Source organism: Curvibacter sp. T50, assembly GCF_057219955.1.
The window spans coordinates 184,050-199,145 of sequence record NZ_JBXVVU010000004.1 but is presented as its reverse complement, the minus strand read 5'-3'; the positions used below and the strand labels follow the sequence as shown (position 1 = coordinate 199,145).

Annotated in this window: 14 protein-coding genes; 11 read left to right on the top strand and 3 right to left on the bottom strand. The window is 65.6% G+C overall.

The genetic code is table 11. The features are described 5' to 3' along the window. Positions 1 to 45 precede the first annotated feature (45 nt). On the bottom strand, positions 46 to 1,128 hold the full coding sequence (locus AC2EBU_RS14205; RefSeq protein WP_484611091.1) for a homocysteine S-methyltransferase family protein: 1,083 nt from the start codon (positions 1,126 to 1,128) through the stop codon (positions 46 to 48). An 82-nt stretch (positions 1,129 to 1,210) separates the two neighbouring features. On the opposite strand from AC2EBU_RS14205, the gene AC2EBU_RS14200 reads away from it, so the two are divergent. Continuing rightward, on the top strand, positions 1,211 to 1,603 hold the full coding sequence (locus tag AC2EBU_RS14200) for a rhodanese-like domain-containing protein (RefSeq protein WP_484611090.1): 393 nt from the start codon (positions 1,211 to 1,213) through the stop codon (positions 1,601 to 1,603). Between the two features lie 86 nt (positions 1,604 to 1,689). Then, the gene (locus tag AC2EBU_RS14195; RefSeq protein WP_484611190.1) at positions 1,690 to 3,690 is read left to right on the top strand and encodes a RecQ family ATP-dependent DNA helicase; all 2,001 of its coding nucleotides are present in this window, start codon (positions 1,690 to 1,692) and stop codon (positions 3,688 to 3,690) included. Between the two features lie 37 nt (positions 3,691 to 3,727). On the opposite strand, the gene AC2EBU_RS14190 is transcribed toward AC2EBU_RS14195, so the two are convergent. After that, complete coding sequence (locus tag AC2EBU_RS14190; RefSeq protein WP_484611089.1) at positions 3,728 to 5,974, bottom strand: ATP-binding protein; 2,247 nt, start codon at positions 5,972 to 5,974, stop codon at positions 3,728 to 3,730. A gap of 225 nt (positions 5,975 to 6,199) precedes the next feature. On the opposite strand from AC2EBU_RS14190, the gene AC2EBU_RS14185 reads away from it, so the two are divergent. The 5 genes from AC2EBU_RS14185 to AC2EBU_RS14165 all read left to right on the top strand — a co-directional run bounded on the left by AC2EBU_RS14185 (position 6,200) and on the right by AC2EBU_RS14165 (position 11,556). Beyond that, on the top strand, positions 6,200 to 7,402 hold the full coding sequence (locus AC2EBU_RS14185) for a threonine ammonia-lyase (RefSeq protein ID WP_484611088.1): 1,203 nt from the start codon (positions 6,200 to 6,202) through the stop codon (positions 7,400 to 7,402). Continuing rightward, entirely contained in the window at positions 7,399 to 7,836 is a 438-nt protein-coding gene (locus tag AC2EBU_RS14180; protein ID WP_484611087.1) for a PaaI family thioesterase, read from the top strand. The genes AC2EBU_RS14185 and AC2EBU_RS14180 overlap by 4 nt, the downstream gene beginning before the upstream one ends. Positions 7,837 to 7,902: 66 nt before the next feature. Beyond that, complete coding sequence (locus tag AC2EBU_RS14175; protein WP_484611086.1) at positions 7,903 to 8,046, top strand: hypothetical protein; 144 nt, start codon at positions 7,903 to 7,905, stop codon at positions 8,044 to 8,046. A gap of 553 nt (positions 8,047 to 8,599) precedes the next feature. Next, entirely contained in the window at positions 8,600 to 10,474 is a 1,875-nt protein-coding gene (locus tag AC2EBU_RS14170) for a phosphoenolpyruvate carboxykinase (GTP) (protein ID WP_484611085.1), read from the top strand. A gap of 167 nt (positions 10,475 to 10,641) precedes the next feature. Next, entirely contained in the window at positions 10,642 to 11,556 is a 915-nt protein-coding gene (locus tag AC2EBU_RS14165) for a DMT family transporter (RefSeq protein ID WP_484611084.1), read from the top strand. 25 nt (positions 11,557 to 11,581) lie between these two features. On the opposite strand, the gene AC2EBU_RS14160 is transcribed toward AC2EBU_RS14165, so the two are convergent. Beyond that, positions 11,582 to 12,058, bottom strand: coding sequence for a hypothetical protein (locus AC2EBU_RS14160; RefSeq protein ID WP_484611083.1), 477 nt, complete (start codon positions 12,056 to 12,058; stop codon positions 11,582 to 11,584). A gap of 116 nt (positions 12,059 to 12,174) precedes the next feature. Here AC2EBU_RS14160 and AC2EBU_RS14155 point away from each other — a divergent pair, with 116 nt between their 5' ends. From AC2EBU_RS14155 to AC2EBU_RS14140, 4 genes are all read left to right on the top strand, one after another. Beyond that, positions 12,175 to 13,155 carry a LysR family transcriptional regulator gene (locus AC2EBU_RS14155; RefSeq protein WP_484611082.1) on the top strand — a complete coding sequence of 327 codons (981 nt, stop codon included), beginning with the start codon at positions 12,175 to 12,177 and terminating at the stop codon, positions 13,153 to 13,155. 92 nt (positions 13,156 to 13,247) lie between these two features. Beyond that, positions 13,248 to 13,634: a universal stress protein gene (locus tag AC2EBU_RS14150; protein WP_484611081.1), complete on the top strand. Its 387-nt coding sequence runs from the start codon at positions 13,248 to 13,250 to the stop codon at positions 13,632 to 13,634. 21 nt (positions 13,635 to 13,655) lie between these two features. After that, positions 13,656 to 14,474: a metallophosphoesterase gene (locus tag AC2EBU_RS14145; RefSeq protein ID WP_484611189.1), complete on the top strand. Its 819-nt coding sequence runs from the start codon at positions 13,656 to 13,658 to the stop codon at positions 14,472 to 14,474. Positions 14,475 to 14,629: 155 nt separating this feature from the next. Next, entirely contained in the window at positions 14,630 to 15,052 is a 423-nt protein-coding gene (locus AC2EBU_RS14140) for a universal stress protein (RefSeq protein WP_484611080.1), read from the top strand. Positions 15,053 to 15,096 lie beyond the last annotated feature (44 nt).

Sequence of the window (15,096 nt, the reverse complement as noted above, 5' to 3'; positions counted from 1 at the left end):
CACCGTGATGGCATTCCCAGCCGCCAGGGCCTCAGGGCTCCGCGCTCAGGCTGCGGTCGCCTCCCTGTAGAAAACCCCTGACCCCAGGCCCCGGGCGGCCAATGGCCGCACCGCGTCATGAATCGCCCCGATGTGCGCCGGCGTGGTGCCGCAGCAGCCGCCCACGATGTTCACCAGCCCCTCGGCGGCGAATTCGCGGATCAGCCGGCTGGTGACGTCCGGCGTTTCGTCAAAGCCGGTGTCGCTCATGGGGTTGGGCAGCCCGGCGTTGGGGTAGCAGCTGATGAAGGTGTCGGGCGCCGCCTTGGCCAGCTCCTGGATGTAGGGGCGCATCAGCGTGGCGCCCAGCGCGCAGTTCAGCCCCACCGCCAGCGGGCGGGCGTGGCGCACGCTGTGCCAGAAGGCCGTCACGGTCTGGCCGCTGAGGATGCGGCCCGACGCGTCGGTCACGGTGCCGCTGATCAGGATGGGCAGGCATTCGCCGGACTGCTCGAAGTATTCGTCGATGGCAAACAGGGCCGCCTTGGCGTTGAGCGTGTCGAAAATCGTCTCCACCAGCAGCACGTCGGCGCCGCCTTCCACCAGCGCCTGCACCTGTTCGTAATAGGCGGCGCGCAGCTCCTCGAAGCTCACGTTGCGCGCACCGGGGTCGTTCACGTCCGGGCTGATGCTGGCGGTCTTGGGCGTCGGGCCCAGCGCCCCGGCCACAAAGCGCGGGTGATCCGGGGTGCTGAACTTGTCGCAGGCCTGGCGCGCCAGCCGGGCGGACGCCAGGTTCATCTCGCGCGCCAGGTGCGCCATGTCGTAGTCGGCCTGGGCGATGGTGGTGGCGCCGAAGGTGTTGGTCTCGATCAGGTCGGCGCCCGCCGCCAGATAGGCCTCGTGGATGTCGCGGATCACGTCCGGGCGCGTCAGCGACAGCAGCTCGTTGTTGCCCTTGACATCTTTCGGGAAGTCCCTGAACCGGTCGCCGGCGCCGTCCGGGCCGTGGTAGCCCTCGCCCCGGTACTGGGCTTCATTGAGTTTGAAGCGCTGGATCATCGTGCCCATGGCGCCGTCCAGGATGACGATGCGGCGTTGCAGGAGGTCGGGCAGCGCCCGGGCGCGGGTGTAGACAAGCGGCTTCATGGGCTCCGATTGTAGGAAGCGGCGCCCGGCGGGCACCGGCCCGGGTCTTTGCCGCACCGCTTTGGCCGGACAATAGCCCCCCATGAAGAACCTGCTCCCCCAAGAAGCCTGGGACCTGCTGCAGCGCCAGCCCGATACCCTGTTTGTCGACGTGCGCATGGAAATCGAGTCGCTGTACGTCGGCCGCCCGCCCGGCGTGGAAAACATCGCCTGGTACGAATACCCGGACCTCACCCCCAACCCGCAGGCCTTCGCCGCCGCCGTGCTGCGCGAGGCCGGCACCCCCACGCGCCCGGTCTTGCTGATCTGCCGCAGCGGCAAACGCACCGTGGACGCGGGCCTGGCGCTGGAGGCCGCCGGGTTCACCGACGTGGCCCATGTGGTGCATGGCTTTGAGGGCGACCTGGACGACCGGTTTCAGCGTTCCACGCTCAACGGCTGGCGCCACGACGGCCTGCCGTGGGAGCAGATGTAGGCGGCGACGGCTTTTTCATGCCTTTTTGGCCGTTACCCAGCGCCAAAAGGTGATTGTCTGCTCTCTTTTTCGTAGTGTCCGACCTGATGCCCCTGTCCATCCTGCGTGACGTTTTCGGCTACGCCGCCTTTCGCGGCCCGCAGGAAGCCATCATCGACCATGTCACCGGCGGCGGCGACGCGCTGGTGCTGATGCCCACCGGCGGCGGCAAAAGCCTGTGCTACCAGATCCCGGCCATTGCCCGCCAGCGGGCGGGGCACGGCGTCACCGTGGTGGTCTCGCCGCTGATCGCGCTGATGCACGACCAGGTCGGCGCGCTGCACGAGGCCGGTGTGGACGCCGCCTTCCTCAACTCCACCCTGGACGCCGAGGCCGCCGCGCAGGTGGAGCGCCGCCTGCTGCAGGGCAGTGTCACGCTGCTGTACGCCGCCCCCGAGCGGGTGACCACGCCGCGCTTCCTGGCCCAGCTCGATTCGCTGCACGAACGCGGCCTGCTGTCGCTGTTCGCCATCGACGAGGCGCATTGCGTCAGCCAGTGGGGCCACGACTTCCGGCCCGAGTACCGCGGCCTGACGGTGCTGCACGAGCGCTACGCCGGTGTGCCCCGCATCGCGCTCACGGCCACGGCGGACGCGCTCACGCGGGCCGACATTGTCGAGCGCCTGCAGCTGGAGGACGCCCGCCCCTTTGTCAGCAGCTTCGACCGGCCCAACATCCGCTACGCCATCGTCGAGAAAAAAGACGCCACCACCCAGCTGCTGCGCTTCATCCAGCGCGAGCACCCGGGCGAGGCCGGCATCGTCTACTGCCAGTCGCGCCGCAAGGTGGAAGACCTGGCGCAGGCGCTGTGCGAGGCCGGCGTGCCCGCGCTGCCCTACCACGCCGGGCTGGACGCCGCTGTGCGCCAGACCCACCAGGACCGCTTCCTGCGCGAAGACGGCCTGGTGATGGTGGCCACCATCGCTTTCGGCATGGGCATCGACAAGCCCGACGTGCGTTTTGTCGCCCACGTGGACATGCCCAAGAACATCGAGGGCTATTACCAGGAGACCGGCCGCGCCGGCCGCGACGGCCTTCCTGCCGACGCCTGGATGGCCTACGGCCTGCAGGACGTGGTAAACCAGCGCCGCATGATCGACGAAAGCCCGGCCGCCGACGAATTCAAGCAGGTGATGCGCGGCAAGCTCGAAGCCCTGCTGGCACTGGCCGAAGCCACCGACTGCCGGCGGGTGCGGCTGCTGGGCTACTTCGGCGAAGCCTATCGGGAGCCGTCGGGCGCCACCGGACCCGGCCGGGACGCGGGCACCCCGGCGCGGGACCACAACGACACGCCCCTGCCGGGCCTGGCGACCCGCTGCCACAACTGCGACAACTGCCTCTCGCCGCCCCAGACCTGGGACGGCACCGAAGCCGCGCGCATGCTGCTGTCCACCATCTACCGGGTGCAGCAGGCCAGCGGCATCAGCTTCGGCGCCGGCCACATCATGGACATCCTGCGCGGCAAGACGACCGAGAAAGTGACGCAGTTCGGCCACGACAGCCTGTCCACCTTCGGCATCGGCGCGGCGTTCAGCGAAACCCAGCTGCGCGCCGTGCTGCGCCAGCTGCTGGCCACCGGCGCGCTGGGCCTGCACAAGGTGCTGCTGTCCAGCGGCCAGGGCTTCGACACCCTGGTGCTCACCGACGCCTCCCGCGCCGTGCTGCGCGGCGAGCAACCGGTGCGGCTGCGCGAATCGGTGTCGGCCCCGGCACCGGCCGCCGGTGCGGCGCGCGGTCGCACCAGCCGCGGCAGCCGTGCGGCCCCGGTGGCCGCCGCCGAGCTCGACGCCGCCGGCCAGGCCCGCTTTGCCGCGCTGAAAGACTGGCGCGCCGCCGTGGCCCGCGAACACAACCTGCCCGCCTACGTGATCTTCCACGACGCCACCCTCGCCGCCATCGCCGCCCGGCAGCCCGCCACGCTGGACGACCTGCAGGGCATCAGCGGCATCGGCACCGCCAAGCTGGAGCGCTACGGCAGCGACGTGCTGCGGGTGTGCGGGGCGGGAAGCGGTCTTGTGCCGGCCGTCGAGGAACTTCCGGATTTATAGCAAACAATGACCATTTCACGATGGGTCATGGCCATTTTTATTGCATAAAGCCGATCGAACGCTCTTCCCGCACCTCGGGTTTGATGCGGTGCTCGGCTTCGAGCTGCTCCAGGAACTCTTCGGGGCTGAAATCGACGGCCAGGATGTCGGTCTGGCGTTTCACGGCGGCGAAGTCGCCCGGGCACAGTTGCTCCAGCCGGGCGAGCCGCGCCTGCCAGGCGGCCGTGAGGGCCGTTGCCTCACCGCCAAGGGCCTCGGTGACGAACATCCGCTCGCGCTGAACTGCCGTCAGCGGCCGGAACCTGATCTTGAACGCAAAGCGCCGCAACGCCGCCTGGTCGATACGGTCAAGCAGGTTGGTGGTGCAGATGAAGATACCGGCAAAGCGCTCCATCTGCTGCAGCATTTCATTGACCTCGGTGACTTCATAGGTCCGCTGGGCGCCCCGGCGGTCCTGCAGGTAACTGTCGGCTTCGTCGAGCAACAGCACCGCTTTTTCAGCTTCTGCGTCGCGGAACATTGCGGCCAGATTCTGTTCGGTCTCCCCGACAAACTTGCTGACCAGATCGCTGGCCTTGCGCACCATCAGCGGTCGCCCCAGCGCGCGGGCAATGTGCTCACCCAGCGCGGTCTTGCCCGTGCCAGGCGGCCCGTAGAAACACAGGGTTCCGTGACCCCGCGCCCGCAAAGCTTCCACGACCCGTGGCAACTCGAAACGGGTTTCCACGTTCAGCATGGATAGGTCCCAGGTGGTCACGGTGGGGCGGCCGGCGGCTTGCTCCACGGCCGTACCCAGCGCCGCGTCGGCGTTGCGCAGTTGCCGCTCGATCAGCGACTCGAATGCTTCGCCGTCCGGTTCGGCCGCTGCCGTGGCCAGCCCCGCGAAGCGCACCGCAGTGCGAATCTGGGCCGGGGTCAACCCCTTGCGTGCCGTCAGGCGGGCGACAAAGGGCTCGCTGACGGCGACGCCCTCCAGCGTTCGGCGCACCAGGGCCTCCCGAGCGCCCGGTGGCGGCGAGCGCAGTTCCAGGTGATAGGCAAAGCGGCGGCGGAAAGCCGGGTCAATCTGTTCGATGCGGTTGGTGACCCACAGGGTGGGCACCGGATTGTTCTCCAGGATCTGGTTGACCCAGGCTTTGCCGTTGACCGAATGGCTGACCGCCGCGGCCAGCGCCTGCTGTTCGTGGCGGGCCATCAGGCCGGCGGCATCCACGCTGACCGGCGGAAACACGTCTTCGACTTCGTCGAAAAGCAGTGCGGCCTGATGGGTGCCGCGCAGAAACACCTGTGCGATCTGCATGGACCGATAGCGGTCACGGCCCGACAGGCTGTTGCCGTCCCGGTCGGCATACTCGACCTCGAACAGCGCCACCCCCGCCGCCTGGGCAAGCACCTTGGCCAACTCGGTCTTGCCGGTTCCCGGCGGACCGTAGAGCAACACGTTGACGCCCTGCGCCTGTTCGGCGATGGCCCGGCGCAACAGGGTCACCAGCACCGCGACGTCCTCGCCGATGAAATCGAAGTCGGTGGTTGACAGATGGGTGGTCGCTGCGGGCCGGGTAAACACGGCCATCAGTTCGCTGCGGTCCCGGTATTCGCGCATCAGCACCGGCGGCAGCTTTTCGCTCACCTTCATCAGGTCAGCCAGATCGGTGATGTTGTGTTCGGAAATCAGGTTTTCGACCAGCCCGATCCGTTCGAGTCGTGAGCCCGCCCGCAGCGCATCGCCGACTTCGTCAGCGCTGACCCCAGCCACTTCGGCCAGCGCGGCGTAGGCTTCGGGGGCGTTGCTGACCTTGAACTCGACCAGCATGCTGCGCAGATCGCGCTGGTAACGTGCCAGCGTGCCGTACAGCAACAAGGCACGTTCGGCCTTGTTCAGCTGCAGCAGTTTGGCCAGTTCGTCGATGTTCTTTTCCACCAGGGTGGAGTGCTTTTTCAGGTTGTGTGTCAGCCAGCGTCCCGTGGCGGTCAACACCGCCAGCAGGTCCCGGGGACTGTCCTTGGCGTATTCGTCCAGATAAAAGAACAGCGTGCCCTCTTCGTAGGGACCGCGCCAGGCGCCATAACGGTCAAGAAACTCCCCCATGGGCATCTGTTCATGATGGCGCCAGAAGTCGTTGTCGCGGCAGCGCCGGCCCAGGAAGTCGCGCAGCCGTTGCAATACCGGTTCCGGCCAGACGAGGTGCCGGGCGGTGAGCGCCATCAGGCTGTTGAGGTCGCGGCGAACGTTGAATTTCGAGCCCTGTTTGCCGGCCAGGGTCAGCACAAATTGCGAACACATGAGGTCCATGACCGGGGCTTGTGCCAGACCCGGCGATAGCCAGACGGCGCCACCGAGCTCTCGCGAGACGACGGGCGCTGAAACGGATACCGAGCGCTTGACCATTGTGAAGCCTCCAGCTGCAACATTTGCGGCTTCACCATAACGCAGACTTGCGGTCGATGGAATACGGTGATGCGGGAAAAACACAGGCCGTTCAGGGGATTTCCTCACGACAATCAGCTCATGATCGATCTTCAAACCATTCGCGCTGCGGCGCAGCGCTTGAGCGGCCAGGTTCTGGAGACACCGTTCGTCGAATCACGAACGCTGTCCGAAATCACCGGCGCACAGGTCTTCCTCAAATTCGAGAACCTGCAATTCACCGCATCCTTCAAGGAACGCGGTGCCTGCAACCGGCTTGCCCAGCTGACGGCGGCAGAGCGCACTGCCGGGGTGATTGCCATGTCGGCCGGCAACCACGCGCAAGGGGTTGCCTATCATGCCCAGAAGCTGGGTGTACGCGCGGTCATTGTGATGCCACAGTTCACGCCCGCCGTAAAAGTGGAGCGGACCCGGGGTTTCGGCGCCGAAGTGGTGCTGACCGGCGAAACCCTGGAAGACGCGCGCTCCCACGCGTTGGCCATGGCCCGGGAGCAAGGCCTGACCTTCGTTCACCCCTACGACGACCCCGATGTGATCTCCGGGCAAGGCACGATAGGGCTGGAAATGCTGCAGGCGGTCCCCGATCTGGACTGTCTGGTCATTGCGGTCGGTGGCGGTGGCTTGTTGGCGGGCGTGGCTACGGTGGCGCGCGCGCTGCGACCGGATATCGACATCGTCGGGGTGCAGACCCGGCGCTACCCGGCCATGTTCGATGCTTTCAAGGGTACCCATCATGACGGTGGCGGCAGCACCATTGCCGAGGGTATCGCGGTGGGCACTCCGGGCACCCTGACCGAGGCAATCATCCGCCGTACCGTCAACGACATGTTGCTGGTCGACGAAGGCGATATCGAGCAGGCCATCGTCATGTTGCTCGAAATCGAAAAGACCCTGGTGGAAGGTGCCGGGGCGGCTTCGCTGGCTGCGGTCTTGCGCGAGCCTGCCCGGTTTCAGGGCCGCAAATTGGGCCTCGTGCTGTGTGGTGGCAACATTGATCCTTTGCTACTGGCTTCGATCATCGAACGGGGGATGGTTCGGGCCGGGCGGCTGGCCCGGGTTCGGGTCAGCGCCCGTGACGTCCCGGGCGTGCTGGCGACCATCACCCGGGTGGTTGCCGATGCCGGGGCCAACATCGATGAGGTGCATCACCAACGGGCGTTCACCACCTTGGCCGCGCAGAATGTCGAGATCCAGCTCGTGCTGCAGACCCGCGGGCGCGCGCACATCGAAACCGTGCTGTCGGCGCTGCGGGCCGCCGGCCTCCATGCCGAGGAACAGAAGTGAACACCCCATCAGCACACTCGCCCGAATTGATCAGTCGGGAGGCACTGCAGCAGGCCCTGGCCGAGCTGTTTGCACCGTGGGTTCAGGCACTGGAGCTTCGTGTCGACGCGGTCGCGCCCGCGTCGGTCTCGGTGGTCCTGCCGGTGGGCGAACATCTCGCCCGGGTCGGCGGCACACTGTGCGGACAGGCCATGATGGCAGCGGCCGACACCGCGATGGTGCTGGCCCTGATGGCGCACTTCGGCGCCTTCCGGCCATGCACGACGGTGCAGATGAATACCAGCTTTCTGCGCCCTCTGGTGGGCCAACCGGCGCGGGTGACGGCCACCGTGATTCGTGCCGGCAAGTCTCTGGCCTTTGGCGAAATCGACATCTGCGGTGCCAGCGACGGCAAGAGCGTGTGCCGTGCCAGCGTGACCTACGCCCTGCTGTAGATGGCCGAGTGCATCGGTGCGGGAAGACCATTAGAATCGCGCCGATTCACTTGTGAGGTTATCCCCATGTCCGCACCCGCGTCCCACTCCGATCACACCACCGAACAGGACCCCGTTGAGGCGGTGGTCAAACATATCCCGGTGGTTCTGCCGGTACTGGGCGGGGTGCTGATTTTCCTGCTGGCTTTCATTGCCGTTTTCATGGGCTGATACCGGCTACGGGATCGTCTTCGGCGATCTCGCCGACGCCGGCCTGGCACCTTCCCTTGAGTTCGTTTTCACCTGGCTCCGGCAGGACTTTGGCCGTCCTGCGGCTGCGGTGGACCCGCCGGCCCCCTCCCTGACAGACTTCCTGATTGCGCGCCGCCCCGGTTTCCGGAGGCCGGGCGCTCCTTGTCGTCTTCCATCCGGGAATGGCAGGTGCGCCGTCACGGCCGTGTTGCACCGGTTCAACACGCGCTGCGTCTGAAGCAGGGGTTTTGCGACCGATGGGAACGAACCGGCGCCTGCTCCTTCGCGCATAACCCTATGCACCTTTTGCATAAGTTTCGGCGATTTCACCCGGATTTCGTCAGGCGCGTCGGCGCGGTACTTCATAAAATCGGCATCCCGCTGAGTCCAGCTACCGGCCGGTTACGAGCTGGTTACGACGTGGTTCGGTTCAGGGCGCATCGGTTGACGTCGCCCGGTGAGTCGTCATTCCCCAAGTTCTTGCCTCAGGCGTGGCTTGCGGAACGACGATTTTTTTACTTAGGAGCTGTTCATGAATTCTCCCGTCCTGCAAGGCCTCGGTACCGGTGCGCCGGCCTACGTCAAGCATGCGCGTCTGATTGCCTGGGTTGCCGACATGGTGGCGCTGTGCAAGCCCGCTGCCGTGGTCTGGTGCGATGGCAGCCAGGAAGAGTACGACCGGCTGTGTCGGCAGCTGGTGGACGCGGGTACCTTCCGCAAACTCGATGAGGCCAAGCGCCCGGGCAGCTTTCTGGCCTGGTCCGACCCGTCGGACGTGGCCCGGGTGGAAGACCGCACCTACATCTGTTCGGAAAAGAAGGAAGACGCCGGCCCCACCAACAACTGGATGGCGCCGGCAGACATGCGCGCCACGCTGCAGCCGCTGTTCGACGGCTGCATGGCCGGACGCACCATGTATGTGGTGCCGTTCTCCATGGGTCCGCTGGGCAGCCACATCGCCCATATTGGTGTCGAACTGACGGACAGCGCCTATGTGGTCGTCAACCAGAAGCTCATGACCCGCATGGGCAAGGCCGTCTACGACGTGCTGGGCAACGACGGTGATTTTGTGCCGTGCATGCACACCGTGGGGGCGCCCCTGGCCGCAGGCCAGAAAGACACCACCAGCTGGCCGTGCAATCCCAAGGTCAAGTACATCGTCCATTACCCTGAGACCCGCGAGATCTGGTCTTACGGTTCCGGCTACGGCGGAAACGCCTTGCTGGGCAAAAAGTGCCTGGCGTTACGCATCGCCTCCACCATGGGCCGCGACCAGGGCTGGCTGGCCGAGCACATGCTGATCCTCGGCGTGACCAACCCCGCTGGCAAGAAATACCACGTGGCCGCGGCCTTCCCGAGCGCCTGCGGCAAGACCAATTTCTCCATGCTGGTGCCGCCGGCCGGCTTCGAGGGCTGGAAAGTCACCACCATCGGTGACGACATCGCCTGGATCAAGCCCCATGCCGACGGCAAGATGTACGCCATCAACCCCGAGGCCGGCTACTTCGGCGTGGCCCCGGGCACCAACACACTCACCAATCCCAACTGCATGGCGAGTCTGGACAAGAACGTGATCTTCACCAATGTCGCGCTGACCGACGACGGCGACGTATGGTGGGAGGGCATGGAAAAGGACCAGGGAAAACTCCCCGAGCACCTGATCGACTGGCAGGGCAAGGACTGGACTCCGGAGATCGCCAAGGCAACCGGCGCCAAGGCCGCGCACCCCAATGCCCGTTTCACCGTGGCCGCCACCAACAACCCGGCGCTGGATGCCCAGTGGGACGACCCCAATGGCGTGGCCATCGACGCCTTCATCTTCGGCGGCCGGCGCTCCACCACCGTGCCGCTGGTGACCGAGGCGCGCAGCTGGATGGAGGGCGTCTACATGGCCGCCACCATGGGCTCGGAGACCACGGCTGCCGCCTTCGGCGCGCAAGGCGTGGTGCGGCGCGATCCGTTCGCCATGCTGCCGTTCTGTGGCTACAACATGAGCGACTATTTCCAGCATTGGCTGGACATGGAACACAAGCTGGAGGAGATGGGCCACACGCTGCCCAAGATCTTCTGTGTGAACTGGTTCCGCAAGGATGAAGCGGGAAAGTTTGTCTGGCCCGGCTACGGCGAAAACATGCGCGTGCTCAAGTGGATGATCGACCGCATCGAAGGCCAGGCCACCGGTGAAGAGACCCTGTTCGGCGTCGCCCCGGCGTATGGCGAACTGAACTGGACCGGCCTGGCCTTCAGCGCCGAACAGTTCAAAACGGTGACCACCATCGACAAGGCCGCCTGGATCGAAGAACTGAAGCTGCATACCGCGCATTTCGAGCAGCTGGCCTACCACCTGCCCCAGGAGTTGGTCGAGACCAAATCGGCACTTGAACAACGCCTGGCGGAACTGGCCTGAGTCTCCGAGCCCCGTCTGCGGCGGGCGCAGCGGTCCTGTCCTCAGGGCTGCCGTCCCGGCTGCTTGCCCGCCCTGCGCCCTGGCCAGGGCTTTGTTTTTTGGGGAGTTTGGAATGAAATGTGGCAATACCCGGCGTAATAAGGTCGTTTTCTGCTATTGTTTTTGACATGACCGGCCCAATTCGGACTCGCGCCAATGCCTGGCCGGGGGGTGCGCTGGTGTTGCTCTGGCTGACGCCCGCCCTGTGGGCGGTGAACTACATCGTGGCCCGCAAGGCGCCCGGGGTGATCGAACCGCACTTGCTGGCTGCCGGACGCTGGGCCTTGGCGGCGCTGGTATTGACCGCCGTGGCGCACCGCGAACTGTGGAATCACAGGCGACTGGTCGCCGCGGCGTGGCGGGAACATCTGGTCCTGGGCGCGCTGGGCATGCTGATTTGCGGCGCCTGGGTCTATCTGGGTGCACGGACGACCTCGGCGATGAACATCGCGCTGATCTACGCGGCGTCGCCGGTGCTGATCGCGCTGGGCGCCGTGCTTTGGCTGGGTGAGCGCTTCAGCCTCCGGCAGGCCTGCGGCGTCGTGCTGGCCCTCGCGGGCGTGATCCATGTCATCGTCCAAGGCCGTTGGACCGCCTTGGGCGAGGTGCAGTGGGTCGCCGGCGACGGCTGGATTGTGGCCTGCATGGTCTCCTGGGCCGCCTATGCGCTGCTGCTCAAACACTGGCCCAGTCCCTTGTCGTCAACCGCCAGGCTGGCAGTTACCGCCTGGGGTGGCGTCGTCACCTTGCTCCCCGGCGCATTCTGGGAACTGAGCTCACGAGCCGGTGGCGCCTGGTCCATCGATGCGCTGGCATTGGTGGTCGCCGCGGCGCTGATTCCGGGGGTCGGTGCTTATTGGGCCTACAGCCATGTGCAAAAGGCTCTGGGCGCCAGTCGCGTCGCGGCCACGCTCTACATGGGACCGTTATGGGGTGCGCTTGCGGCCTGGGGGGTCTTGGGCGAAGCCCTGGGCTGGCATCATGCGATGGGTGCCGCGCTGATCATTCCCGGCATCGCCCTGGTGACGCGACGCCCGCGCTGACCGGCCGCCACGCCGGCCGGTCACCTCACAAGACGGGTTGACCCTTGACCGATACCCCTTCGGTGGGGCGGTGACTGGCCACAAAAACCGTTGCATCGTCGCGGCGCAGTGCCGCCTGCAGTTCCGACATGACCCGCGCGTCGGCACGGGCAATGGCCCACAGCCGCTCGCTGGCCCGACGCTCGGCACGCCGGGCCGCCCAGGCGTCCATCTCGGCCATCAGCTTTTCGGAGAACCGGCGGACCGTACCCGCCAGCAATGCCAGGCCGGCAAAAGCCACAATCCACAGCGAGACCCAGGCGAGCAGCAGGTGTCCATCTGCCCAGGCGTCAACCAGCATGTCGGCCACGACCAGGACCGAGGACACGATGGCAGCCAGCAACAAAGCGGCCAGCGCACGCACCGATGCCGTTTCGCGGCGGACCGATGCGCCGACCGACGGCGCGGCGCCAGGACCGGCCGTCGCAACGGCAGGTCGGGATACCAGACGAGGCAGGTTCATGGTTTTCCTCCTTGCGGGACTGTGGGGATCACGAAGACTTGTCCACACCGCCATCCTAGGGTAAACCCGTATTTCGGTCTACTTTTGATCTATGATGATTCATATTCACAACGTGAATGACTAGACCCGTGGTTTCGACGCCCAACTTTCGCACCCTGGACCTGAACCTGCTGCGGGTTTTTGATGAAATCATGGCCGAACGCAGCCTCACCCGGGCGGCACGCAACCTCGCATTGACCCAGCCTGCGGTGAGCAATGCGTTGCGGCGGCTGAGGGAAAGTCTGGGCGACGATCTGGTACGACGGCATGGACAGGGCCTGGAGCCCACGCCGCGGGCGCTGGCCATGTGGCCGGGGGTGCGCGACGCCCTGGCGCAACTGCAGGCCGTGGTCGCGCCGCATCAGGAGTCGCCAGCGCAACTGCAGACAACATTCGTGCTGGCGATGGCCGATGCCACGGCCGCCGAGCTGATTCCCGATCTGGTCGAAACCATGGAGGCGGTCGCGCCGGGCGTTGCCTTGCGGGTCCTCCCGCTCACCACCCGTGACCCGCGGTCCTGGCTTGAGGAGGGCCATGCAGACCTGGCGATCGGCTACTTTCCTGCCGTCCTGGCGGACCTGACCGCACGGGAGCAAGGGGGTGAAGCCGTGGCGTTCGAACACCAGCGTCTGTATGAGGGCGAGTATGTCTGTGTCATGCGCGAAGACCATCCGCTGGCCCGCGAACCATTGACGCTGGACGCCTATTGCGAGGCGCGGCACCTGCTGGTCAGTTTCTCGGGCCGGCCCTGGGGGTTTGTCGACGAAGCGCTGGCGGCCATCGACCGCCGGCGTCGGGTGGTCCTCACGGTCAACCAGTTTTTTACCGCCGGGCAGGTGGTTGCCCGGACCCGTCTGCTGACCGTGTTGCCCCGACACTTCGTGCAGACCCTGGCCGCGTCATCCCGGCTGTGCCTGCGGGAATTGCCCCTGAACGTGCCCCCGGTTCATGTCGAAGCCCTGTGGCACCGGCGGGTCCGCCATGCGGCCGGCCACGCCTGGCTGCACCAGATGATTCTGGAGTCGGGGCGCCGCGCTTTCAAAAACAATAGCAATTAAGTACTAAATCTGACGAATTACCGCACAGTCAAGACGGTGAACATCGGGTTCATTTGTCTATCTGATGACGAAAAATCCCTAGAATCGGGAGCATGCATATCCTGCTCGCCGTTGACGGTAGTTCCTTCACCCGCAAGATGCTGGCTTATGTGTCGTCCAACGAGTTGTGGTTCCGCCATGACTTCAATTACACCTTGCTGCATGTGACTGCCAAGGTCACCGGCCCCATGTACACCGAGGCAGGCCGTGTCATCAACGAAGCCGCCAACGACCTCGCCCGCCACTTCGGAACTTCGCCGGTACGGGCCATGCGGGTGGGCAAGCCGGCCGAAGTCATCACCGACTTTGCCCGCCGTGAACAATGCAATGTGATTGTCATGGGTACCCATGGCTACAACAGCCTGCAATCGGTGATGCTGGGCTCGGTCACGCAGGCGGTACTCTCATCCAGCCATGTGCCGGTACTGGTCGTTCGCTGACCGGCCGTTGCGCCCGTGGCGCTGACGATCCAGCTGCTGTCGGATCTGCACCTGGAGTGTCAGCCCGACTGGAAACCCGAGCCGGCACCCGGCGCCGATCTGCTGGTGCTCGCCGGTGACATCGGCTCCTACCAGCAAGGGTCGGCTCTGGCCACCCTCGGCGATCCCCATTTCGGACTGGGCCGTTTTTCACCCGCCGAGGGCTGGCCGTGCCCCGTGCTGTTTGTTCCCGGCAACCATGAGTACGATGGACTGGATTTCGACGAGGCACACCAGCGGCTTCAGGACAGCTGCCACACCCTGGGAATCCATTGGCTGGAGCAGCAAACCCTGTATTTCGGCGGGGTGCGTTTCATCGGCACCACGCTATGGAGCGACTTCGACGCGCTCGACAATCGTCCGGACCACGGCCGCGCCCCCGGCAAGAGCGGGCGCGACAAAGCCATGCGCGCCGCCAACTACTACCTGCAAACGACGGGAACGCACCGCCAGGGCAAACCCTTTCTGGCCGAGCAGGTCCGCGAACAGGCACTGCGCAGCCAGTCCTGGCTGCGGCACGCACTGGCTGTCCCGGCTGCGGAACCTGTAGTAGTTGTCACTCACTTCGCGCCCAGCCTCCACAGCGCAGACCCGCGTTATGGCATGACTCCAGGAACGGCGGGCTTCTGCAACAGCCTGGACGCCCTGACACAGTACGCCGACCTGTGGCTGCATGGCCACCTCCATTGCACGTCGGACTATCGGCTCGGCCGGTGCCGGGTCGTCGCCAATCCGCTCGGTTACGCCGAAAAAGGCGAGCAGGCTGCCTTTCGCCCTCAGCGGACGGTACAGATCGGTTGAGGCTCAGGCGTCCGCCTGCCAGGCGGTGCGGGCGCCCGGCGTTGGCGGCCCGTTTCGCCGCGCCAGGCAATTCCCCATGCGGTCTGTACGTATCGCAATTCGGGTCAAGCCGGATAGACTAGGCTGGAAATCTCTTTTCACACACGGAGCATGCGATGAAGATTCTTCTGGCTGTCGATGGCAGCAAGTACTCCAAGAAGATGCTGGCCTATCTGACCACCCACGAGGCCTTGATGAGCCCTGGCAATGAATACACCGCGCTGTCGGTGCAATTGCCACTGCCCCCCCGCGCCCGGGCGGCGGTCGGCAAGGATATTGCCGACGGCTACCACGCCGAAGAAGCAGAAAAGGTCCTCGGCCCGGTCTGCAAGTTTCTTGCCCGCCATGACATGACGGTCAAGAGCCAATGGAAGGTTGGTCATGCCGGCGAGACCATCGCCAAGGTGGCCGACAGTGGTGGCTATGACCTGGTCGTGATGGGCTCCCATGGACACAGCGCCCTGGGCAACCTCGTCATGGGTTCCGTGGCAACGCAGGTTCTGGCCCACTGCCAAGTCCCTGTCCTGCTGGTACGCTGACCACAGAGCCTGGCGGCGCCCGCGCAGTGCGCCCACCCTGGGCG